The 19,768-nt window shown below is 31.4% G+C and carries 20 protein-coding genes and 1 tRNA gene; 16 read left to right on the top strand and 5 right to left on the bottom strand.

Features of this window, described 5'->3' with window-relative positions; all coding sequences use genetic code 11:
- Positions 1–571: 571 nt before the first annotated feature.
- Positions 572–850, bottom strand: coding sequence for a hypothetical protein (locus tag AC1RPH_RS03685; RefSeq protein ID WP_481761399.1), 279 nt, complete (start codon positions 848–850; stop codon positions 572–574).
- An 85-nt stretch (positions 851–935) separates the two neighbouring features.
- Between AC1RPH_RS03685 and AC1RPH_RS03680 the strand changes: the two genes are divergently transcribed.
- From AC1RPH_RS03680 to AC1RPH_RS03650, 7 genes are all read left to right on the top strand, one after another.
- On the top strand, positions 936–1,613 hold the full coding sequence (locus AC1RPH_RS03680) for a response regulator transcription factor (protein WP_409022427.1): 678 nt from the start codon (positions 936–938) through the stop codon (positions 1,611–1,613).
- A gap of 130 nt (positions 1,614–1,743) precedes the next feature.
- Complete coding sequence (locus tag AC1RPH_RS03675) at positions 1,744–2,889, top strand: sensor histidine kinase (protein ID WP_481761398.1); 1,146 nt, start codon at positions 1,744–1,746, stop codon at positions 2,887–2,889.
- Positions 2,890–2,908: 19 nt separating this feature from the next.
- The gene (gene rnz / locus AC1RPH_RS03670; protein WP_481761397.1) at positions 2,909–3,856 is read left to right on the top strand and encodes a ribonuclease Z; all 948 of its coding nucleotides are present in this window, start codon (positions 2,909–2,911) and stop codon (positions 3,854–3,856) included.
- The gene (locus tag AC1RPH_RS03665) at positions 3,852–4,661 is read left to right on the top strand and encodes an SDR family NAD(P)-dependent oxidoreductase (protein WP_409022789.1); all 810 of its coding nucleotides are present in this window, start codon (positions 3,852–3,854) and stop codon (positions 4,659–4,661) included. The genes rnz and AC1RPH_RS03665 overlap by 5 nt, the downstream gene beginning before the upstream one ends.
- Positions 4,662–4,672: 11 nt before the next feature.
- The gene (locus AC1RPH_RS03660; protein ID WP_481761396.1) at positions 4,673–5,038 is read left to right on the top strand and encodes a lipopolysaccharide assembly protein LapA domain-containing protein; all 366 of its coding nucleotides are present in this window, start codon (positions 4,673–4,675) and stop codon (positions 5,036–5,038) included.
- A 17-nt stretch (positions 5,039–5,055) separates the two neighbouring features.
- Complete coding sequence (gene recJ / locus AC1RPH_RS03655; RefSeq protein WP_481761395.1) at positions 5,056–7,386, top strand: single-stranded-DNA-specific exonuclease RecJ; 2,331 nt, start codon at positions 5,056–5,058, stop codon at positions 7,384–7,386.
- 14 nt (positions 7,387–7,400) lie between these two features.
- The gene (locus AC1RPH_RS03650; protein WP_481761394.1) at positions 7,401–7,919 is read left to right on the top strand and encodes an adenine phosphoribosyltransferase; all 519 of its coding nucleotides are present in this window, start codon (positions 7,401–7,403) and stop codon (positions 7,917–7,919) included.
- A gap of 398 nt (positions 7,920–8,317) precedes the next feature.
- Here AC1RPH_RS03650 and AC1RPH_RS03645 read toward each other — a convergent pair.
- Both AC1RPH_RS03645 and AC1RPH_RS03640 read right to left on the bottom strand, forming a co-directional pair.
- A tRNA-Ser gene (locus AC1RPH_RS03645) sits at positions 8,318–8,404 on the bottom strand.
- A gap of 51 nt (positions 8,405–8,455) precedes the next feature.
- Positions 8,456–9,319 carry a hypothetical protein gene (locus tag AC1RPH_RS03640; protein WP_481761393.1) on the bottom strand — a complete coding sequence of 288 codons (864 nt, stop codon included), beginning with the start codon at positions 9,317–9,319 and terminating at the stop codon, positions 8,456–8,458.
- Between the two features lie 354 nt (positions 9,320–9,673).
- On the opposite strand from AC1RPH_RS03640, the gene AC1RPH_RS03635 reads away from it, so the two are divergent.
- Positions 9,674–10,825 carry a hydroxymethylglutaryl-CoA synthase gene (locus AC1RPH_RS03635; protein ID WP_481761392.1) on the top strand — a complete coding sequence of 384 codons (1,152 nt, stop codon included), beginning with the start codon at positions 9,674–9,676 and terminating at the stop codon, positions 10,823–10,825.
- A 53-nt stretch (positions 10,826–10,878) separates the two neighbouring features.
- Here AC1RPH_RS03635 and lexA read toward each other — a convergent pair whose 3' ends face one another.
- A complete protein-coding gene (lexA, locus tag AC1RPH_RS03630) occupies positions 10,879–11,499 on the bottom strand; it encodes a transcriptional repressor LexA (RefSeq protein ID WP_409022434.1) in 621 nt (206 codons plus the stop codon).
- Between the two features lie 147 nt (positions 11,500–11,646).
- On the opposite strand from lexA, the gene AC1RPH_RS03625 reads away from it, so the two are divergent.
- From AC1RPH_RS03625 to AC1RPH_RS03610, 4 genes are all read left to right on the top strand, one after another.
- Entirely contained in the window at positions 11,647–11,889 is a 243-nt protein-coding gene (locus tag AC1RPH_RS03625; protein ID WP_409022435.1) for a DUF896 domain-containing protein, read from the top strand.
- A 95-nt stretch (positions 11,890–11,984) separates the two neighbouring features.
- Positions 11,985–12,221, top strand: coding sequence for a YneF family protein (locus AC1RPH_RS03620; RefSeq protein ID WP_112249992.1), 237 nt, complete (start codon positions 11,985–11,987; stop codon positions 12,219–12,221).
- Positions 12,222–12,288: 67 nt separating this feature from the next.
- The gene (locus AC1RPH_RS03615) at positions 12,289–14,046 is read left to right on the top strand and encodes an ABC transporter ATP-binding protein (RefSeq protein WP_481761391.1); all 1,758 of its coding nucleotides are present in this window, start codon (positions 12,289–12,291) and stop codon (positions 14,044–14,046) included.
- Entirely contained in the window at positions 14,039–15,826 is a 1,788-nt protein-coding gene (locus AC1RPH_RS03610) for an ABC transporter ATP-binding protein (RefSeq protein WP_481761390.1), read from the top strand. Before AC1RPH_RS03615 ends, AC1RPH_RS03610 begins: the two co-directional genes overlap by 8 nt.
- Positions 15,827–15,893: 67 nt before the next feature.
- On the opposite strand, the gene AC1RPH_RS03605 is transcribed toward AC1RPH_RS03610, so the two are convergent.
- Positions 15,894–16,529, bottom strand: a complete 636-nt coding sequence (locus AC1RPH_RS03605; RefSeq protein WP_409022438.1) for a lysophospholipid acyltransferase family protein — start codon at positions 16,527–16,529, stop codon at positions 15,894–15,896.
- A 103-nt stretch (positions 16,530–16,632) separates the two neighbouring features.
- Between AC1RPH_RS03605 and AC1RPH_RS03600 the strand changes: the two genes are divergently transcribed.
- From AC1RPH_RS03600 to AC1RPH_RS03585, 4 genes are all read left to right on the top strand, one after another.
- On the top strand, positions 16,633–17,379 hold the full coding sequence (locus AC1RPH_RS03600; protein ID WP_409022439.1) for a tRNA1(Val) (adenine(37)-N6)-methyltransferase: 747 nt from the start codon (positions 16,633–16,635) through the stop codon (positions 17,377–17,379).
- Positions 17,369–17,644, top strand: a complete 276-nt coding sequence (locus AC1RPH_RS03595; RefSeq protein WP_409022440.1) for a GIY-YIG nuclease family protein — start codon at positions 17,369–17,371, stop codon at positions 17,642–17,644. The genes AC1RPH_RS03600 and AC1RPH_RS03595 overlap by 11 nt, the downstream gene beginning before the upstream one ends.
- 69 nt (positions 17,645–17,713) lie before the next feature.
- Positions 17,714–18,706: a D-2-hydroxyacid dehydrogenase gene (locus AC1RPH_RS03590; RefSeq protein WP_481761389.1), complete on the top strand. Its 993-nt coding sequence runs from the start codon at positions 17,714–17,716 to the stop codon at positions 18,704–18,706.
- A gap of 30 nt (positions 18,707–18,736) precedes the next feature.
- A complete protein-coding gene (locus AC1RPH_RS03585; RefSeq protein WP_481761388.1) occupies positions 18,737–19,726 on the top strand; it encodes a D-2-hydroxyacid dehydrogenase in 990 nt (329 codons plus the stop codon).
- Positions 19,727–19,768: the final 42 nt, after the last annotated feature.

Here is a 19,768-nt window from a genome sequence, read left to right as displayed (position 1 = left end):
AATACTGGGATAAAGCCATTTAGAAACATATTAAATTTTATATTATTTCATCCGTCAACTTGACAGGGCCTAGTACAGGTCATGGTGGCCTCTTTTTTTGTTTTCAGAATAAAAAACTGGTGTTGATGAATTTTATTTCACCAACACCAGAAAGTGTACACCCTTAAAATAGCTATGTTCTATAATGTTTTTTAAATTTGTTTCAACAAACTAATATTGTCCTTTTTTGAATAAGATAGGACAATTGATGACTTAATCCAGTAGTTGTATGAATAATGTATTGTGTTAAAAATTAGCGTTTAATTTATCTATTACTTTTTAGGACGATGTACAGGGTATACAGTGAAATTAATAGGGCAACGATACTTACTGTTGTAGATAGAATATTCATTTGTTTTACCTCCATTTTTTAGATATACTATAAAGACAGGATAATTATGTAGAATAACTTTATCTATTAACAAATGTCACTAATGCTAACTGTATAACAGCAGTTAGCATTTTTTATTAATACTCCATGCGATATATATAATAGCATCAGAGTAGAATGAAGACAGATCTATTTTAAGTTTTAAGCTAAAAATAGTTTATTATGATCTATTTTATAACCTAAAATTAAATGTAAATTTTTATCAATAGTTTGGATAAACAGCTTATTATGACGTGATTTCAACTCAGATACGTGAAGTAAATCTTGAAGTAACAAGGGTTTATCAGAGGGAGTAACAATTAAAATAAAATATTCTGATGTACTAATTACCTTAGAAATAGGGTAAAATAGATTATTAGTAGTGTAATATAAATTAAAATTTTTATTTAAATCAATAGTGGCTAATTCTAAATCGATCATTCGCATAATATTTAACCATCCTTTAGTAGAAGATATAATTATTATGCATTTTTTTTAATGAAAATGAAAGGAATGAGGAAAAAAAATGCCAAGAGGATTAATTATTGAAGATGATACAATTATTTCTGATAATATTGTTGAAGCAACAGCAAAAATTATGACGTTAGAGCAAGCGTTCGATGGCGAGGAAGGCTTTTTTAAAGCTTCACAAAATATATATGATATTATTATTTTAGATTTAATGCTTCCTACAATATCGGGATTTGATGTATTAAAAAAAATTCGAGAAAAGAAAATTGACACGGCAGTGCTAATCTTATCAGCAAAAGATAGTGTTGACGATAAAATTACCGGATTTAATTTAGGGGCGGATGATTATTTAGCTAAGCCATTCAATTTAAACGAATTACAAATGAGAATAAAGGCTCTTCTGAAAAGAACAATGAAATTTGAAATAGATAGTGAATTAAAATATCAAGATATGATTTTATCTGATAACAGAACAATTATTTCTGGCAGCCAATCTATCAATTTACAGGGTAAAGAGTATGAATTTTTAACATACTTACTGGAAAATAAGAATACTATTTTAACGAAAGAACAAATATTTGACCGTGTTTGGGGATTTACGTCCGATACTAGCATTACGGTTGTAGAAGTTTATATGAGTAATCTGAGAAAAAAATTAAAAAAGATTGGTCATGAAAAAATGATTCGAACAATTAGAAACGTTGGTTATCTGGTTGAACCTGATGAAAAATAAGGCAAATAGAGATACGCGTATAAAATTATTTTTTATGTATCTTTTAAGCTTCAGTATTATTTTTGTAACACTTGGTTTAATTGTATATAGTTCATTTAATGACACCTTAACAGTTAATGTAGATATATCAATGAAAAAACAAATTAGACGAATAAAAGATTCTAATTATGTCTCCATAAATAGAATCGATGATAGTCCACTTTTGAAGCAAGCACCTGACTTTAAAGTCTATCAAATCTTATGGTCACAAAATGGAGAAATAATTAATAAAGATGCAATGGGTACCAGATACCCCGTTTTTAATAAGATACCATTTAAAAAATCTGATTTAAACAAATTTAAAACAATTAAACAAAAAAACGGACCTACGTTTAGGTCATACTTAATGGAAATTCCAGACTCAGCTGTTAAAAAATGGCATAAAGCACGATATATTCAAATTATTGAAAATATTGAGATTAATCAAAACTCATTGATTAGTTTTAGGAATATTTTACTTGTATCTCTGCTTATTTTTGGAATGTTGTCGATTGCCTTAAGTGTTATTTTATCATCTATTAGTATTAAACCAACGATTAGTGCATGGAATAAGCAAAGAGAATTTATCGATAATGCAGCCCATGAGCTTAGAACACCATTGACGATAGTACAAAATAAATTAGAGTATTTGTTAACAAAACCTAATGCAAATATTATCGATGAAAGCGAGTCAATTGCAACTTCATTAAGTGAGATTAGACGATTAAATAATCTAACAAAAGATCTATTATTGTTAGCTAATTCAGATTCTAATGCTAATGTGTTTAACTTTAAGAAAGTCCTTGCTAAGGAATACTTTGAGAATATTATTCATCCTTATGCAGATATTGCGCTTAGTCAAAATAAACAATTTTATTTTCAAATAAATATTGCAAGTAAGTACATTCAATTAGACGAAGACCGTATACATCAATTAATTGTCATTTTACTTGATAATGCATTGAAATACACAGTAGCGGGTAATGAAATTTCGTTTATCGTTATTGAGTCGGCTAAGCAACTAGTGATACAAGTCATTAATGATGGAGAAAATATTAGTGATACACATAAAAAAATAATCTTCCAACGCTTTTATAGAGAAGAAAAATCAAGAAATCGTAAAACAGGTGGTAATGGGTTAGGCTTGTCAATTGCGAAATGGATCGTTGAAGAGCATAAAGGTAAAATTGAAGTTAGAAATAAGATACCGAAGGGTGTCGTTTTTGAAGTTACATTACCAATGAAATCAAATGAATAAGTAAGGATAGGTTAATAATATGGAATTAGAATTTTTAGGTACAGGAGCAGGAGCACCTGCAAAAAATAGAAATGTAACCAGTATTGCACTAAAACTACTAGATGAACGTAATAGTGTTTGGTTGTTTGATGTAGGTGAAGCAACACAACATCAAATTTTACAAACGACAATAAAACCTCGGAAAATCGAAAAAATATTCATTACACATTTACACGGAGATCATATTTTTGGGTTGCCAGGTCTTTTGAGTAGCCGATCATTTCAAGGAGGTAATGGACCTTTAACTATTTTTGGTCCTAAAGGAATTCAAAATTTTGTGAAGACCAGTTTACAAGTTTCTGAAACGAAGTTGTCATATACAATTAAATTTGTAGAACTTGATAAACCTGGATTAATATTTGAAGATAGCACTTTTAAAGTATATTTTGATTACTTAGATCATCGTATTATAAGCGTGGGTTATCGAATTGTGGAACATGATTATGCAGGCGAATTACAAATAGATAAACTTAAAGAATTAAATATTCCGTCTGGTCCAATTTATGGAGAATTAAAAGCCGGTAAAATAGTTCAATTAGAAGACGGCACAAAATTAAATGGAAATGATTTTTTGGGAGAAACTAAAAAAGGGCGTATTGTCACAATTTTGGGCGATACAAGAAAAACAAAAAATAGTTATACATTAGCTGAAAATGCAAATGTTCTGGTTCATGAGAGTACATTTGAAAAAGCTGAATCAAAAATGGCAAGGAATTATTATCATACAACTAGTGCTCAGGCTGCAGAAATCGCTAAAAAATCAAACGTGAAAATGTTATTATTGACACATATTTCCGCAAGATATGTTGGTAAAATGGCCATTACTTTACAGAGTGAGGCAAGAAGTATCTTTAAAAATACAACGGTTGTTAGAGATTTTGATGTAATTAATGTGCCGTTTTCTCAAAAGGAAAAAGTAAATGATTAGTCAATATAAAGAGTTAAAAGATTTACGTAATAGAATCGTTCTAATTAGTGGTGGTTCAAGTGGTTTAGGTAAGGAACTGGCATATGAGGTTGCTAGAAAAGGTGCAATTGTTGTTATTTGCGCTAGACAAATGGATAAACTTACAGAGGTTAAAGATGCTTGTCAGCGTCTATCTGGTCGATTGGCTTATGCGATTGAATGTGATGTTTCTGATCCAATTCAAATTGAAAAAATGGTTAAAAAAATTGAATCTTCAATTGGACCGATTGAAGTACTTATAAATAATGCAGGGTTTGGTTTGATGGAGAATGTGTTATCTTTTGATATGGATGTTGCTGAAAAAATGTTTAGAGTAAACGTCTTGGGGCTAATGTACATGACTCAAAATGTTGCGCTAAATATGGCAGATAGAAAATATGGCGTTATTATTAATATTGCATCTATTGCTGGGAAAATTGCAACACCGAAATCAGCAATTTATTCAGCAACGAAATATGGTGTCCTTGGTTATTCTAATGCGTTGAGATTAGAATTAAAACCACTAGGGATTAAAGTTATGACAGTTAATCCTGGACCAATTGATACTAATTTCTTCAAAATAGCTGATAAAGAGGGCAACTATTTAAAAAATATTGGATCAATGATGCTAAATCCTGCGCATGTTGCAAAGATTATATCAAGAAACATAAGTACAAATAAACGCGAAATTAATTTACCATATTATATGGAAATGGCATATTTGGGATATACAATTTTCCCTAAAATGGGAGATTTACTTGCGGGTACAGTATTTAACAAAAAATAGTGGGGGAAAATATGAAAAAACAATGGCGAACAATCATAGCGTTATTACTTATTATCGTAATAGCAATTTTTTCAATTTTAAATGTAAAGGAAGTTTCAATTAATTTTTGGTTTGCAGAAATTAAAATGCCAATGATTCTTATTTTATTATTTTCAATTTTAGCAGGAGCACTACTGATAGGTCTGTTAACAACAAGTGCAACTTTAAAATTAAAAAAAGAAAATAAAGAATTAAATCAACAATTGGATGACTATAAAAATAATTTTGATGAATCATTGAAAAATTCAATTGATAAAATAAAAACTCAGAATAGAAAAGAAGTTCAATTACTACAAAATGAAATTAAAACGTTAAAATCAGAAAATATAAATCGTTAGTAAAGTAGAGGTTTAACATGATTGAATCAAAGTATAGTTGGAAGTTTTTAGATTTAAGTAATGACAAAATACCTAATGAAATATTTGAAAATATTCAATTAGATCATTCATTGATATCTTTACTATGGAGCCGCGGACTTACATCTGAAAAAGCTATTACTGATTTTTTAAATGTAGGAGCAGAAAACATTCACGATCCAATGCTTATGCATGATATGAGTAAAGGAATTGAACGAATTCAACAAGCAATAGTTAAAAATCAAAAAATAACGGTTTATGGTGATTATGATGCTGATGGGTTAACGAGTACCTCAATCATGTTTGAGACACTTAGTGATATGGGCGCAGATGTGGAAACTTATATACCTAACCGATTTATAGATGGTTACGGACCTAATGTAGATGCTTATAAAAGAATAATAGACAATGGTACTAATTTGATTATTACTGTTGATAATGGTGTATCAGGGAATGAAGCAATAGAATTTGCTCAATCTCAAGGTATAGATGTTATCGTAACCGATCATCATGAATTACCAGATGTTTTACCAAAGGCTTATGCAATAATTCATCCTCGACATCCTGAAGGAAAATATCCGTTTGGAGAACTTTCAGGTGCTGGTGTGGCATTTAAAGTTGCGAGTGCATTAACAGGTGATATTTCAGAAGAATTACTAGATTTAGTGGTAATCGGTACAGTAGCAGATTTGGTATCACTGACAGATGAAAATCGTTCACTTGTAAGTTTCGGTCTGAAGGTTTTACAACAAACGTTCCGGCCAGGATTGATTGCATTAATGGAAGTTGCGAATGTAAAACAGGAAACAGTAGATGAAAAAGATATTGGTTTTGGTATTGCGCCGCGTTTAAATGCAATTGGGCGATTAGGTGATGCAAATATTGGTGTTGAACTGTTAACTAGTCTAGACGATGAACGAGCACAGGAAATAGCAAACTTTGTTCAATCTGAAAATGTACGCCGTCAAAAAATTGTAGCAGATATATTAGAACTAGCATTGAAACAGGCTACAGCAGAGTATAATCAGTACAAGAAAACACTGGTAATAACAGGTGAAAATTGGCACGAAGGTGTATTAGGTATCGTTGCTAGTCGTGTTGTTGAAGTAACTGGTAAACCGACAATTATTTTAAACCAAGATACAGAGAAGGGCTATTTAAAAGGATCCGGTCGAAGTATTGATACATTTCATTTGTATAACGCAATTAATGAACATAGAGAATTAACATCTCATTTTGGTGGACATCATATGGCCGTGGGATTAACATTTCCCATTCAAAACTTAGAAAGATTTAGATTAGACTTGGAAAATGAAGCAGTATCTCAAGGAATTCAATTGAACGTTAAGCCAGCCAAAGTGGTTGTAGCAAAGCTAAATGTAGATCAATTGACTTTGGATTTTTATAAGGATATTGAAAAATTAAAACCATTTGGTACAGACAATGAAAAACCGATTTTTGAAATTAAATATAAATCAATACAAAATGTTAAGGCTATTGGTAAAACAGGAACTCACTTAAAATTTGAAGTTGTTGGTGAGAAAGAAAAAATTAGTGGAATTTCATTTTCAAATGCAAAGTATGTTGATGATTTCAAGAATACTTTAGATGAGATCAAATTAATCGGTGAAATTGAAAAAAATGTATGGATGAATAAAACAAATTTACAGTTAATGGTACAGGACATTAAATTTGAAGGGCTTGTAATTATTGATGAAAGAACTGACCACGTGAATAAAAGTTTATTTCAAAATGAAGGCTTGTTTATATTCTGGAATAAAAAAAATTATGACCAAGTAAAACAATTTTCATCAGACAAACAGATATTTAAGCAGGCTGATCAACTAAAAAGTGTATCAGATTTTGATAATCAAAGAACAATTATATTTGTAGATTGCCCAAGCTCGTTGGAACAAATGTCTACAATATTACGTTTATCGGATAGTCAGAAAATAATTGCAGTATTTTTAAAGACTAACAGTGCCTATTTAGATGGTATGCCATCCAGAGAACAGTATGCAAAGTTATATAAATTTGTGATGAGTCATAAAGATGTTGATATTAATAATCAACTAATCGTCTTATCTGATTTTTTAAAAATAAAGAAAAATTTATTAATATTCATGATTAAGGTGTTTTTAGAGTTGGAATTTGTTAAAATAAAAGATGGATTAATGACTGGAAAAAGTACAACAAATAAAATGGACATTAAAAATACTTCTGAATATAAGCTAAGAAATAATCGAATATTAGCTGAAGATAAGTTAGTCTACTCTAAAGAGAATGATCTTAAAAAGTGGATACTTGAACAATTGAATACAGAAGATTAAAGGAGCGTTTATTAATGGTATTAGATTTAACAAAGTATATTGCTGCAATTCCTGATTACCCAGAAAAAGGTGTTGTTTTTCGAGATATATCACCCTTAATGGCAGACGGAGCAGCATACCGCGAAGCAACAAATAAAATTGTAGAATATGCCAAGAGTAAAAATGTTGAGATGATTGTTGGCCCTGAAGCTAGAGGGTTTATTGTTGGATGTCCAGTGGCCTATGATCTAGGTGTAGGATTTGCACCAGCTAGAAAAAAAGGTAAGTTACCTCGAGAAACCGTTGAGGCCAAGTATGCATTGGAGTACGGAGAATCTGCACTATATATGCATAAGGATGCGGTACAACCTGGACAGAGGGTTTTAGTAACAGATGATTTATTAGCAACTGGTGGTACGATTGCAGCGACGATAGAATTAGTTGAACAATTAGGTGGTATTGTTGTAGGGACTGCCTTTTTTATTGAATTAGATGATTTAAAGGGCCGTCAAAAAATAAAAGACTATGATATATTCAGTTTAATGAACTATTAAATTCATGATTACAGCTTTATGATAGCTATTGTTGTATAATTTTATAAAATGAGGCTCTAGTATTGGATTTTCGTCCAATACTAGAGCTTTTTATTTTTAAATTAAGCTACGAGCTTTTGAATATTATCTTCCTTTTACCAAGAACAGACGGTTGTTTGCGAAATATTAATTATATATACATCAGTTTGGGTCCAAGATACAGGTATAATACTGATTTTTTATAATTCAGAAAGTCACTTAAAGCTTTTTTAATGTTAGGTATATAAAAATGTGCGAAATATGTGCAAAGTCATATGATGTTTTAATGCTTTATAGTCTCTTTTTATACAAAATAAAAAACACAAATGCCTTTAAACTGGCGTTTGTGTTTTTTTATTTTGGTTTAATATGATATAAAAAGGAGAGTACAGGATTTGAACCTGCGCGCGCCATTACAGCGTTCGCCGGATTTCGAGTCCGGTGCATTACCACTCTGCCAACTCTCCAAAATAACTTTGTTTAGTATATCAACTTTTTAATATAATTGCAAAACTCATTTAATTATTATCAATGCTTATTAAGTTAGCAAGAAATATCCACGTGTAGCTTGCGCCAAATAATAAGCTTAGCAGATGAATATATAAAATTATTGTTGGATATGACTGAACATTTTGAATAGAATTTATGGGGTCTCCAAAAAAATCACTCAAGCCATAATATGAAATAGCTACTAAGTGATCAACAACATGGACACTGGGTAACTTAGAGACAAATTCGGTAACTTTTGATTCACCTCCTAAAACGCCTATTAAAGAAGTTCCAACAAGCAAACCTTCATAGAAAATATTTAATGCAAATTCAGCAATAACCTGTACAGTATGTGCAAAATTATTTTGAACAATGTATGAAAGTAATTTTAATAAATAGAATGAACTAAAGGTAATGATAATAATACCTAATATAAATGTAAAAATAACTGTTGTTTCCATTAGTGGTGTAATCAAATTCATATAATTAATTAGATAAAAAATGAATGTAGTAATAAGTAATAATAAATACGATTCAATTTGCCAGAGTTTTGTTTTTTTAGGGAATAATTTTAGGTATGAAAAAAAACTATAACAAAACAGTAATGAAGCAATGCTAAATGTTAGTAGTCTTAAAATTAAGAACCTGGGGAAAAACATTAGACCAAAAATTGTACCTATTAAAAAACTTACTGCATAAAAATAAAATTTTTGTTCTTTTTCTTGAATAACTAAAAACGACAAAAAAGGGTGTTTAAATCTATTTTGTCTTGGTATTTTTGTAGGGGTGAATATATATTTAAAAAAATTAGTCAAACCTTTATCCCAAATAGTTAACCCAATCATAGACACCCAAATAATTAAAACAATTAAATAAAATGTTTGTGCAATCATATTAATCCCCTTTTTCGTATAAATATATGGTTAAATTTTATACGTCTAACTGGACAATTACAAGAGAATACATAAAGTGATTCTATAATTAGTATTCAAGGGGAATTAAGTGCAATTAAGTGCAATTAAGTGCAATACGACCAATGAGTCTTGTAATCGTTGCCAAATTTTATCTGTTCGCCGAGTGTGATAGTTTATTGATAAAGATATTTCTAGGGTAGTAATAAAAGTATTTAGGTTTAGTATTTGAAACTGAATAATGATACCTTTTTAAACCAGTGATACCAAATCTTGCCATCAAATGAGACATCAAGTACAATAAAAACAATATAATAAATGGAAGCTGGAAGATTAATGAAAATTGGAATTGATCGAATTAATTTTTTTACATCGAATCAGTACGTTGATATGTCAGAATTAGCTAATGTCAGAAATGTAGATCCTAATAAATATTTAATTGGAATTGGCCAATCAAAAATGGCTGTTATACCGCCGACACAGGACGTGGTGACGATGGGTGCAAATGCTGCAGATCTATTAATAGATAACGAAAATAGAGACAAAATTGACTTTGTTATTTTTGCAACAGAATCCGGTATTGATAATTCAAAGTCGGCAGGAGCCTACGTTTCAGGTCTTTTAGGCTTAAAACACGTGAGATCAATCGAAATTAAGCAAGCTTGCTATGGAGCAACGGCCGCTATTCAATTGGCAAAAGGACATGTGTCGCTTAATCCAAATAGTCAGGTTTTAGTCATTGGTGCTGATATTGCTAGATATGGTCTAAATACTGCGGGTGAACCTACACAAGGTGGCGGCGCTGTCGCAATGATTATTACGAAAAACCCAAAAATACTTTTATTAGATGCAGATAGTGGATTTGTAACGGAAAATGTTATGGATTTTTGGCGCCCATTAAATCACAGCGAAGCACTTGTAGACGGTAAAACTTCTCAGAACGTATATTTAGATTTTTTTAATCAAACATGGAATGAGTATAAAAATAAAACAGGATTAACTGTTGCTGATTTTAAGGCTATTTTATATCATTTGCCATATACAAAACTTGGTGTTAAAGGTTTAAGAGAAGTCCTTAATGAAGCGACAGATAGCAAAAAAATTGAATTAGAACGAGAATTTGAGGCAGCTAAAAAGTATAATAATCAGGTTGGAAATTTATATACTGGCTCACTATATTTAAGCTTTATATCTTTACTTGAAAATAGTAATGATTTAGAGGCCGGTGATAGAATAGGGATGTATAGCTATGGTTCAGGGGCAGTTGGAGAATTCTTTTCTGGTACATTAACAGATAATTTCAAGAGTCAATTACCGAAAATTAATTTAGAAGAACGTGTTCAAGTTTCTATTGAATTATACGAGAATATGTATCAAAATCATTTAAAAAATGATGGAGCAGATATTTATTTAGATTACAGTAATGATAAATCTAAATATATTTTAATAGGCAGCAAAAATATGCAAAGGCAATATTCTATTCAATAGAAAAAGCTACTAGATTAGTCTGACTAATTTAGTAGCTTTTTCTGCTTTGTTCATTAAAAATGACGATAGAGTCCAATGACTTTGCCTAAAATAGAGACAGAATCTAAAATAATTGGTTCCATTGAATCATTTTCGGGTTGGAGACGAAAATGATTTTCTTCTTTGAAAAATCTTTTACAGGTTGCCTCATCAAATTCATTCATTGCAATAACAATTTCACCATTTTCAGCAGTTGACTGTTTTCTGACAATAACTTGATCTTCATTTAATATCCCAATATTAATCATGCTTTCTCCGCGAATTGTTAACATGAATAAATCATCTGAGGAATTAAAGTCAGGTGGGAGGGGGAAATAATCAGTTACCTGTTCAACAGCCAAAATGGGTACACCAGCAGTAACGGTCCCGACCATTGGAATTAAATTTTCATGACTATTAACGCCAATCGCATCTAATCCAAGTGGTGTAAGTTCAATTGCCCTAGGTTTGGTGGGATCTTTAGTTAGTAATCCTTTTTTTTCAAGTCGAGCAATGTGTCCATGAACAGTGGAAGTAGATGATAGAGAAACAGCTTCGCCAATTTCTCTAACAGTTGGTGGATAACCCTTCGTGTCCACTCGTTCATGAATAAAGCGCAAGACTGCAAGTTGTTTGCTGTCAGATGCTTTTGTCATTTAGTACACCTCATCATCATTATTTATTATTTTAATAGTAGCATATGAAAGTAGTTGTTGCAAACAAACGTTCGGTTAATTTGAATAATTGTTTTTTATCATATTATCAGGTATGCTTATGAGTGAAATTTTAAGGAGTGATAATAAATGATCCCAGAAGATTTAGCACCAAGAATAAATGAATTAGCTGCAAAAAGTAAAACTGATGAAGGTTTAACAAAGGCTGAAGAAGCTGAAAGAAAAGAACTTCGTGAAACGTATCTTGCATTATTTAGAGAAAGTTTTAGAAGTCGAGTTGAAATGATGCAGGTTTATGATAAAACAGGTAAAGAAGTAACACCTGACAAAGTAAAAAAAGTTCAACGTGATAAAGGTTTACGAGATAACTAAGAAAATAGTTCCCAATTTGAATAGATTTACCTTTTCTTTTATGTGAAAATTGTGTAGAATTAGTGATTGAAGTGAATTGAAAGGGGTCTTGAATTATGTCAATGGGAATGACGATTTTAATCGCCGTTATTGCGTTAGCAGTTGGACTTGTCGGAGGATTTTTCGGTGCTCGTAAGTATATGGAAACATATTTACAAAAGAACCCACCAATCAATGAAGATATGTTAAGAATGATGATGGTCCAAATGGGCCAAAAACCTTCTGAAAAGAAATTACATCAGATGATGTCATCTATGAATGCACAAGCAAAAAATAGTTCGCAAAAAAAATAATTTAATATTTTATGAACAGGCAAGGATTTCCTTTGCTTGTTTTTTTTTATAAAAAGGAGGAGTTAGAATGACTATATTTAGAAAACTTGGATGGTTTTTTAAACAAGAAAAAAAATCGTATGGAATCGCAGTATTCTTTCTGATTTTAGTGGCAATCTTCCAAATTATTCCACCTAAAATTATTGGAAATATCGTTGATAGTATGAGTGAAAATGAACTAACAGTGAGTAAGTTAGCAATTTGGATTAGTATCTTAGTTTTTGTTGCATTAGGGCAATATCTGTTTAGATATATCTGGAGAACCAATATTTGGGGTAGCGCTGCTCGCCTTGAAAAAATTTTACGTACTCGATTATTTAAACATTTTATGCAAATGGATCAATCTTTTTTTCAGCAAAATAGAACAGGCGATTTGATGGCACATGCAACGAATGATTTAACAGCTATTCAGCAGGTTGCTGGTGCAGGTATACTAACTTTTGCTGATTCAATTATCACGGGTGGGACAACTATAATTGCAATGATATTTTTAATAGATTGGCGTTTAACAATCTTAGCAATTATTCCGTTACCTTTATTGGCGGTTATGGCTAGATATTTAGGAACTAAAATACACACTGCTTTCTCTACATCTCAAGCAGCGTTTTCAACGTTGAATAATAAAACGCAAGAGAGTGTCAGCGGAATTAAAGTGATTAAGACTCTTGGACAAGAACAAGAAGATATTGAAGATTTTGAAGGAAAAGTTGAAGAAACTATCAAGATTAATAGAAAAGTTAATTTATTGGATGCATTGTTTGATCCAATAACAAGTTTAATTATTGGATTGTCATATGTTTGCACTATCATTTTAGGTGGATACTATGTGGCTAACAACGTTATTTCAATTGGACAACTGATTTCATTTATAAGTTATATTGCGTTACTTGTTTGGCCGATGTTTGCTATTGGTCGATTATTTAATGTTATTGAACGTGGAAATGCTAGTTATGATCGTGTTCAAATATTATTAAATCAAAAAAGTGGCATTGTAGATAATGAAAAGGGGTTAGATAAATTACCGGTGGGATCTTTTAAATTTGATGTCCAGCATTTTAATTATCCAGATGATGATCGGGAAAGCTTGCATAATGTTAAATTTGAAATTGGTTCTGGTCAAACTCTTGGCATTGTTGGAAAAACGGGTGCTGGCAAATCAACGATTATGAAATTGATACTTCGTGAATTTGATGCATACAACGGAATGATTTCAGTTAATAATTCAAATATTAAAGAGTATGCCTTAGATACGTATCTGAAGTCAATTGGTTACGTTCCTCAGGAAAGCTTTTTATTTTCAACAACTATTTTAAATAATATACGTTTTGCTAATATGAATTTAACAAAAGAAAAGGTTGAAATGGCTGCATTTAATGCTGATTTGGATAGTGATATCACTGAATTACCACTAAAATATGAAACAGAGGTTGGAGAACAAGGAATATCCCTCTCTGGTGGCCAAAAGCAACGTTTAGCTATCGCTCGTGCCCTTGTAATTAATCCAGAGCTATTAATTTTGGATGATGCTCTTTCGGCAGTTGATGCCAGAACGGAATCTATTATTTTAACTAGATTAAAAGAGAAACGTCAAAATAAAACAACTATTATTTCTGCAAGCCGTATGAGTAGTGTAAAAGATGCAGATGAAATTATCGTAATTGATGGTGGAACAATTATTGAGCGAGGACAGCATGATACGTTAATGACATCAAAAGGTTGGTACTATCAAATGACAACTAAACAACAACTTGAAAGCAAGTTAGAGGGAGATGAAATTAATGAGTGAAAAGCCTAAATCTAGCTGGCAAAAAGAACTGAGCGGTAAAGAACAAAGAACAGTTATTAAAAGATTGTTGCCCTATACAAAAGATTTTAAAGCCGATTTTTTAATCGCAATTTTATTTGCGGCCATATTAAGTGGAATTAATATATTACTACCTCTTCTTTTACAGTATTATATGGATAACTATCTTCAATCGAAATCAACACCACTAAATATTATGTTTTTATTTGCGGGTCTTTACTTTATCGGTGTAATTTTAAAAGCAATTACTCAATTCATTCAAATGTATTTGTACTCAATGGGTGCAGAAAAAACATTAGAAAAAATACGTGTCATTCTTTTTAAAAAAATTCACACGTTAGGGATGCGTTACTTTGATAAGACACCGGCTGGAGCTGTTGTTTCTAGGGTTACTAATGATACGATGACATTAGCAGATTTTTGGACGCTATTTATGACATTAATCGTTGGTGTATTTTCACTTATCTCTGCTTTTGTAGCAATGTATATTGCCAAGCCACAGATTGCATTGGTAACGTTGATTTTTATACCAATTTTACTAATAACAACATGGTATTACCAACGGTTTAGTTCAAAGGTTTATCGACAAATGAGAGAATATTTGAGTCGATTAAATACTAAATTAAATGAATCTATCGTTGGAATAAATGTGATTCAACAATTTCGCCAAGAAAAACGGATTGAAGGCGAATTTGAGGACACTAATGAACTTTATTTGAAAAAAAGATTTGAAATGATTCGAACTAATTCATTGTTACTTTCACCAATTATTAGTTTATTTTATGCATTGGCTGTAGTAATGACACTTGGGTTATTTGGAATTAGCAGTTTAGATCATTTTGTTGAAGCAGGAATGGTATATGCATTTCTAACATATTTACAAAATTTCTTCAATCCCATGACAAACTTAATGGATTATTTGACAACTTTCCAAGATGGAATCGTTGCAGGTAGCCGAATCATTAGTGTTCTTGATGACCAAACAATAGAACCACAACAAACACCCGTGGCAGGAGCCACAATTACTGAAGGTAAAATTGAATTCAAAAATGTTACTTTTTCTTATGATGATGAGAATGCTGTTTTAAAGAATATATCATTTACGGTACAACCTGGTGAAACACTTGCTTTCGTTGGACACACGGGTAGTGGTAAAAGTTCAACCATCAATATTTTGATGAGATTTTATGATTTTGAAGAAGGGCAAATTTTAATTGATGGTTTAGATATTAAAAAATATTCGACAGAAGAGTTACGTAAAAAAATGGGGCTTGTATTACAAGATTCATTTTTATTTTATGGTAATGTTGCTTCAAATATTAGAATGTTTAATCAAGATATTACTGATGAACAAATTGAAAAAGCTGCTAAATTTGTTCATGCTGATCAATTTATTGATAAATTACCTCGGCAGTATCAAACGAAAGTTGTTGAACGAGGGGCAACATACTCCGCTGGTGAAAAGCAATTGATTTCATTTGCGAGAACGATTGTAACTAATCCCAAAATTTTAATATTGGATGAAGCTACAGCTAATATTGATACGGAGACGGAACAACTTATACAAGATGGGTTAAAACAAATGAGACAAAATAGAACGACGCTTGTTATCGCACACAGACTGTCAACTATTGTTGACGCTAACCAAATTCTAGTGTTGGATAAGGGTCAAATTGTTGAACGAGGAACACATGAAGAATTACTAAAATTAAATGGTAAATACGCTGACATGTATAGTTTACAAAATATATCAGATGATTAAGTTTAATTTTAAATAAAAATACTGGTAGAAAATCAATATGATTTCCTACCAGTATTTTTTTTGGAATTTAATTATTATTTTTACTTTTATGGGGATCAACATATTTAAAATTGGGATTAATTTCAGTATCTAATTTTTGAAATGCAGCCATTAATTGGGTGTCCATTTCTGTTTGGACCTCATCAGTCAATTTTGTTTTTTTGTCTAAATAGATTGGATCACCGAATGAAACGGTTACTCTTTTTCTACTGAAAAGTTGCTTTAAGGTTAATGGACCTTGATAGACTGCTGGAACTAGGGGTACCTGTGCCATTCGAGCAATTAAGAGTGAACCACCTTTTAATTCCTCGGAATGTCGGGTACCTGAGGGAAACATAATTAATGATAATTCGCCTTTTTTTAAAAATTTAACTGGCGTTTTAATTGTTGATGGACCTGGATTTTCTCGATCAACTGGAAAAGCATTGGCATGAATTAAGATATAGCGTAAAATTGGATTTACAAATAGTTCTTTTTTTGCCATAAATGAAAACTTTTTAGGACTACCAGCTAAGGCAAAGTAAAGGGGGTCAAACCAAGTTCGGTGTGGACCTACTAAAATATACGATCCTTCAGGTAGTTTTTCTTTATTAATATAGTGGGCATTCCCATTGATTAAGAATAAAAGTACTCGTACAATACCTCGTGCAAATGAATAAAACATGTGGCAACAATCCTTTCAAATTTTAAACTTTGTATGGTAAGTATGACTAATTAAATTAAAAGTTGCAAGTTTAAAAAAAATTATAGAAAATGGGTAATGAAAAATGGTTTCACTTAATAACAATGAACGTATTGACCAATTATACTCAAATCAAATTAAAATCATTCAGAGTTCAGATGTTTTTTCTTTTTCACTGGATGCTGTTTTATTAGCCCATTTTGCAGATGTTTCAAGAAAAGAATCAACTAAAATAGTTGATTTATGTGCGGGCAATGGTGCAGTCGGGTTATTTGTTAGTCAAAAAACAAAGGGTCAAATTTATCAGATTGAACTTCAAGAAAAATTAGCTGATATGGCAAATAGAAGTATTGAATTGAATCACTTGGAAAATCAAGTACAAGTTAAGCAAACAGATTTAATCAACACGTTTGATTATCTAGAAAAAGACTCAATTGATACCGTATTGTGTAATCCACCTTATTTTCCAAATACGCCACAATCTTCTCAGAATCCTAACAAGTATTTAGCAATTGCACGACATGAAATTACAACTAATTTAGATAGTATTCTAGAAATTACTAGCGGTTTATTGAAAATGAAGGGGAAAACTTTTTTCGTACACCGTCCTGATCGATTGCCTGAAATTCTAAGTAAAATGGTTAATCATCGGTTGGCGCCTAAAAAAATCCAATTTGTTCATCCAAAAGAGGGAAAAGAGGCTAACATGGTCCTAATTGAAGCAATTAAGGATGGCAATGCAGCAGGAATTAGGATTATGCCTCCTATTGTTGTTTATGGTAACGATGATGAGTACACACAAATGGTTCAGGAGATTGTTTATGGAAGATGAAAAAAAATATTATTTCTATGTATTACTGTGCGCTGATAATACACTATACGGCGGATTTACAACGGATCCCGAAAAAAGACTTGCAACGCATAATGCAGGGAAAGGTGCAAAGTACACAAAATTAGCTAGTAGACGGCCTTTGAAAATGATTTTGCAGGAATCATTTGAAACGAAATCTGAAGCATTAAAGAAAGAATATGCTTTCAAACACCAATCAAGAGATAAAAAAATTGCTTATTTAAAAAAGCAATCAGTTGAAATCTGAAATAATGTATAAAAAGATTTCAAATGATATAATGAAAGTATAAATTTTAAAATAAAGAGGTATAACATTATGAAAATCATTGCGTATGGTATCCGAGAAGATGAATTATTGTATGTCCAAGAATGGGAAAAAGATAATCAAATTAAAATAAAAACTGTTAATGAATTATTAGACGAAAAAACAGTTCAATTAGCAGAAAATTATGACGCTATCGTTGCCTACCAACAAAAGGACTATACACCTGAATTAATTAAAAAAATTCATGATTTAAATATTAATTATTTATCGATTCGTAATACTGGTGTGGATAACGTTGATGGGGATGCAGTTAATAAGTATGGATTGATTGTGACGAATGTGCCATCTTATTCTCCAAGTGCTGTTGCGGAGCTATCTGTAGCTAAATTGTTGGAGTTATTTAGAAAAACACCACAATTTAATCGTAAAATGAAGAATAACGATTTCACTTGGGAACCCGATATCTCTAAAGAAATCCGCACACAAACAGTTGGTGTGATTGGTACAGGAAGAATTGGGCAAACAGCCATTAAAATTTTTAAAGCATTTGGTGCAAAAATTATTGGATATGATATTTATCAAAATCCTGCTTTGAAAGAAGAAGGAATCTATGTTGATACATTAGATGAGCTATATGCAAAATCAACAGTTATCACAATTCATAGCCCTGCTACTGAAGATAATTATCATTTATTAGATGACGAAGCATTTAGTAAAATGCAAAATGGTGTGCATATTTTGAATATGGCCAGAGGAACATTGATTGACACCGATGCACTGATAAGAGCGCTAGATTCAGGGAAAGTAGCCGGTGCCGCATTAGATACACTTGAAAATGAGACTGATTATTTCAATAAAGAATTAACAGAATCACAAGTAAATGGTACTTTTAAAAACTTATTGCAACGTGAGAATGTGTTAATTACCCCACACACAGCGTTCTATACAGAGCCTGCTGTCAGGAATATGGTTATAGATGCTTTGAATGCAAGTAAAGACTTAATAGAAACAGGACATTCTGATAAAGAAGTTAAATTTAAATAAAATTAGTCAGAAAATGGAGGATTTTGTATTATGAAACTAATTGCGTTCGGTATGAGAAAAGATGAAGTTGGATTTGGTAATCAATGGTCTGATGACAATCAAGTTGATGTTGAAATTACTCAAGATTTATTAACGAATGAAACGATACAGCAAGCGGATGGATTTGATGGTATTATTGCATTGCAAACAATCCCTTATAACGAAACATTATTTTCTAAAATGAAAGAGATGAATATTAAGATTCTTTCTGTTAGAAATGTCGGGGTTGATAATATTGATTTAGTTGCAGCTAAAAAATACGGTGTGACGGTGACAAATGTCCCAGCGTATTCACCTAACGCGATTGCTGAATTTTCTGTGACACAATTGATGCAACTCTTAAGAAGAACACCAGAATTTAATTTAAAAATTAAAAATCAAGACTATCGTTGGGCTCCAAATATTTCACGCGAGTTGAGAAGCTTAACCGTGGGTGTTATTGGAACTGGACGTATTGGCCGGGTTGCAATGGACATTTACAAAGGATTCGGTGCAAAAGTTATTGCATACGATGTCTATCCAAATGCTGAATTAAAAAAGAGTGGTATTTATGTTGATACATTAGATGAGTTGTTCGAACAAGCAGACGTTATTACATTACATACGCCAGCTACAAAAGAGAATGAACACATGCTTAATCGAGATTCATTTGAAAAAATGAAACACGGAGTTCTGATTGTAAATACAGCCCGTGGAACGTTAATTAATACTGAAGATTTAATTGACGCATTAAAATCAGGACAAGTTGGTGGAGCAGCTTTAGATACGTATGAATTCGAAAATCCAATATTTAATCATGATTTAACGGACTCATCTATTGAAGATCCATTATTTAATGAACTTTTAGATATGGTAAATGTTATTTTAACACCTCATATTGCATTCTATACTGAAACTGCAGTTAAAAATATGGTTGAAATTGCTTTGAATAGTGCTTATCAATTTTTAACAACAGGCGTTGTGGAAACAGAAGTTAAATAATTAAAAATAAGACTTGTGTTCTAATTTTAGATTTTGTATACT

The organism is Dellaglioa sp. CoH-57-MRSF-16, from assembly GCF_056782055.1.
The sequence above is the reverse complement of the archived record's forward strand: the minus strand, read 5'-3'. Positions and strand labels throughout refer to the sequence as shown.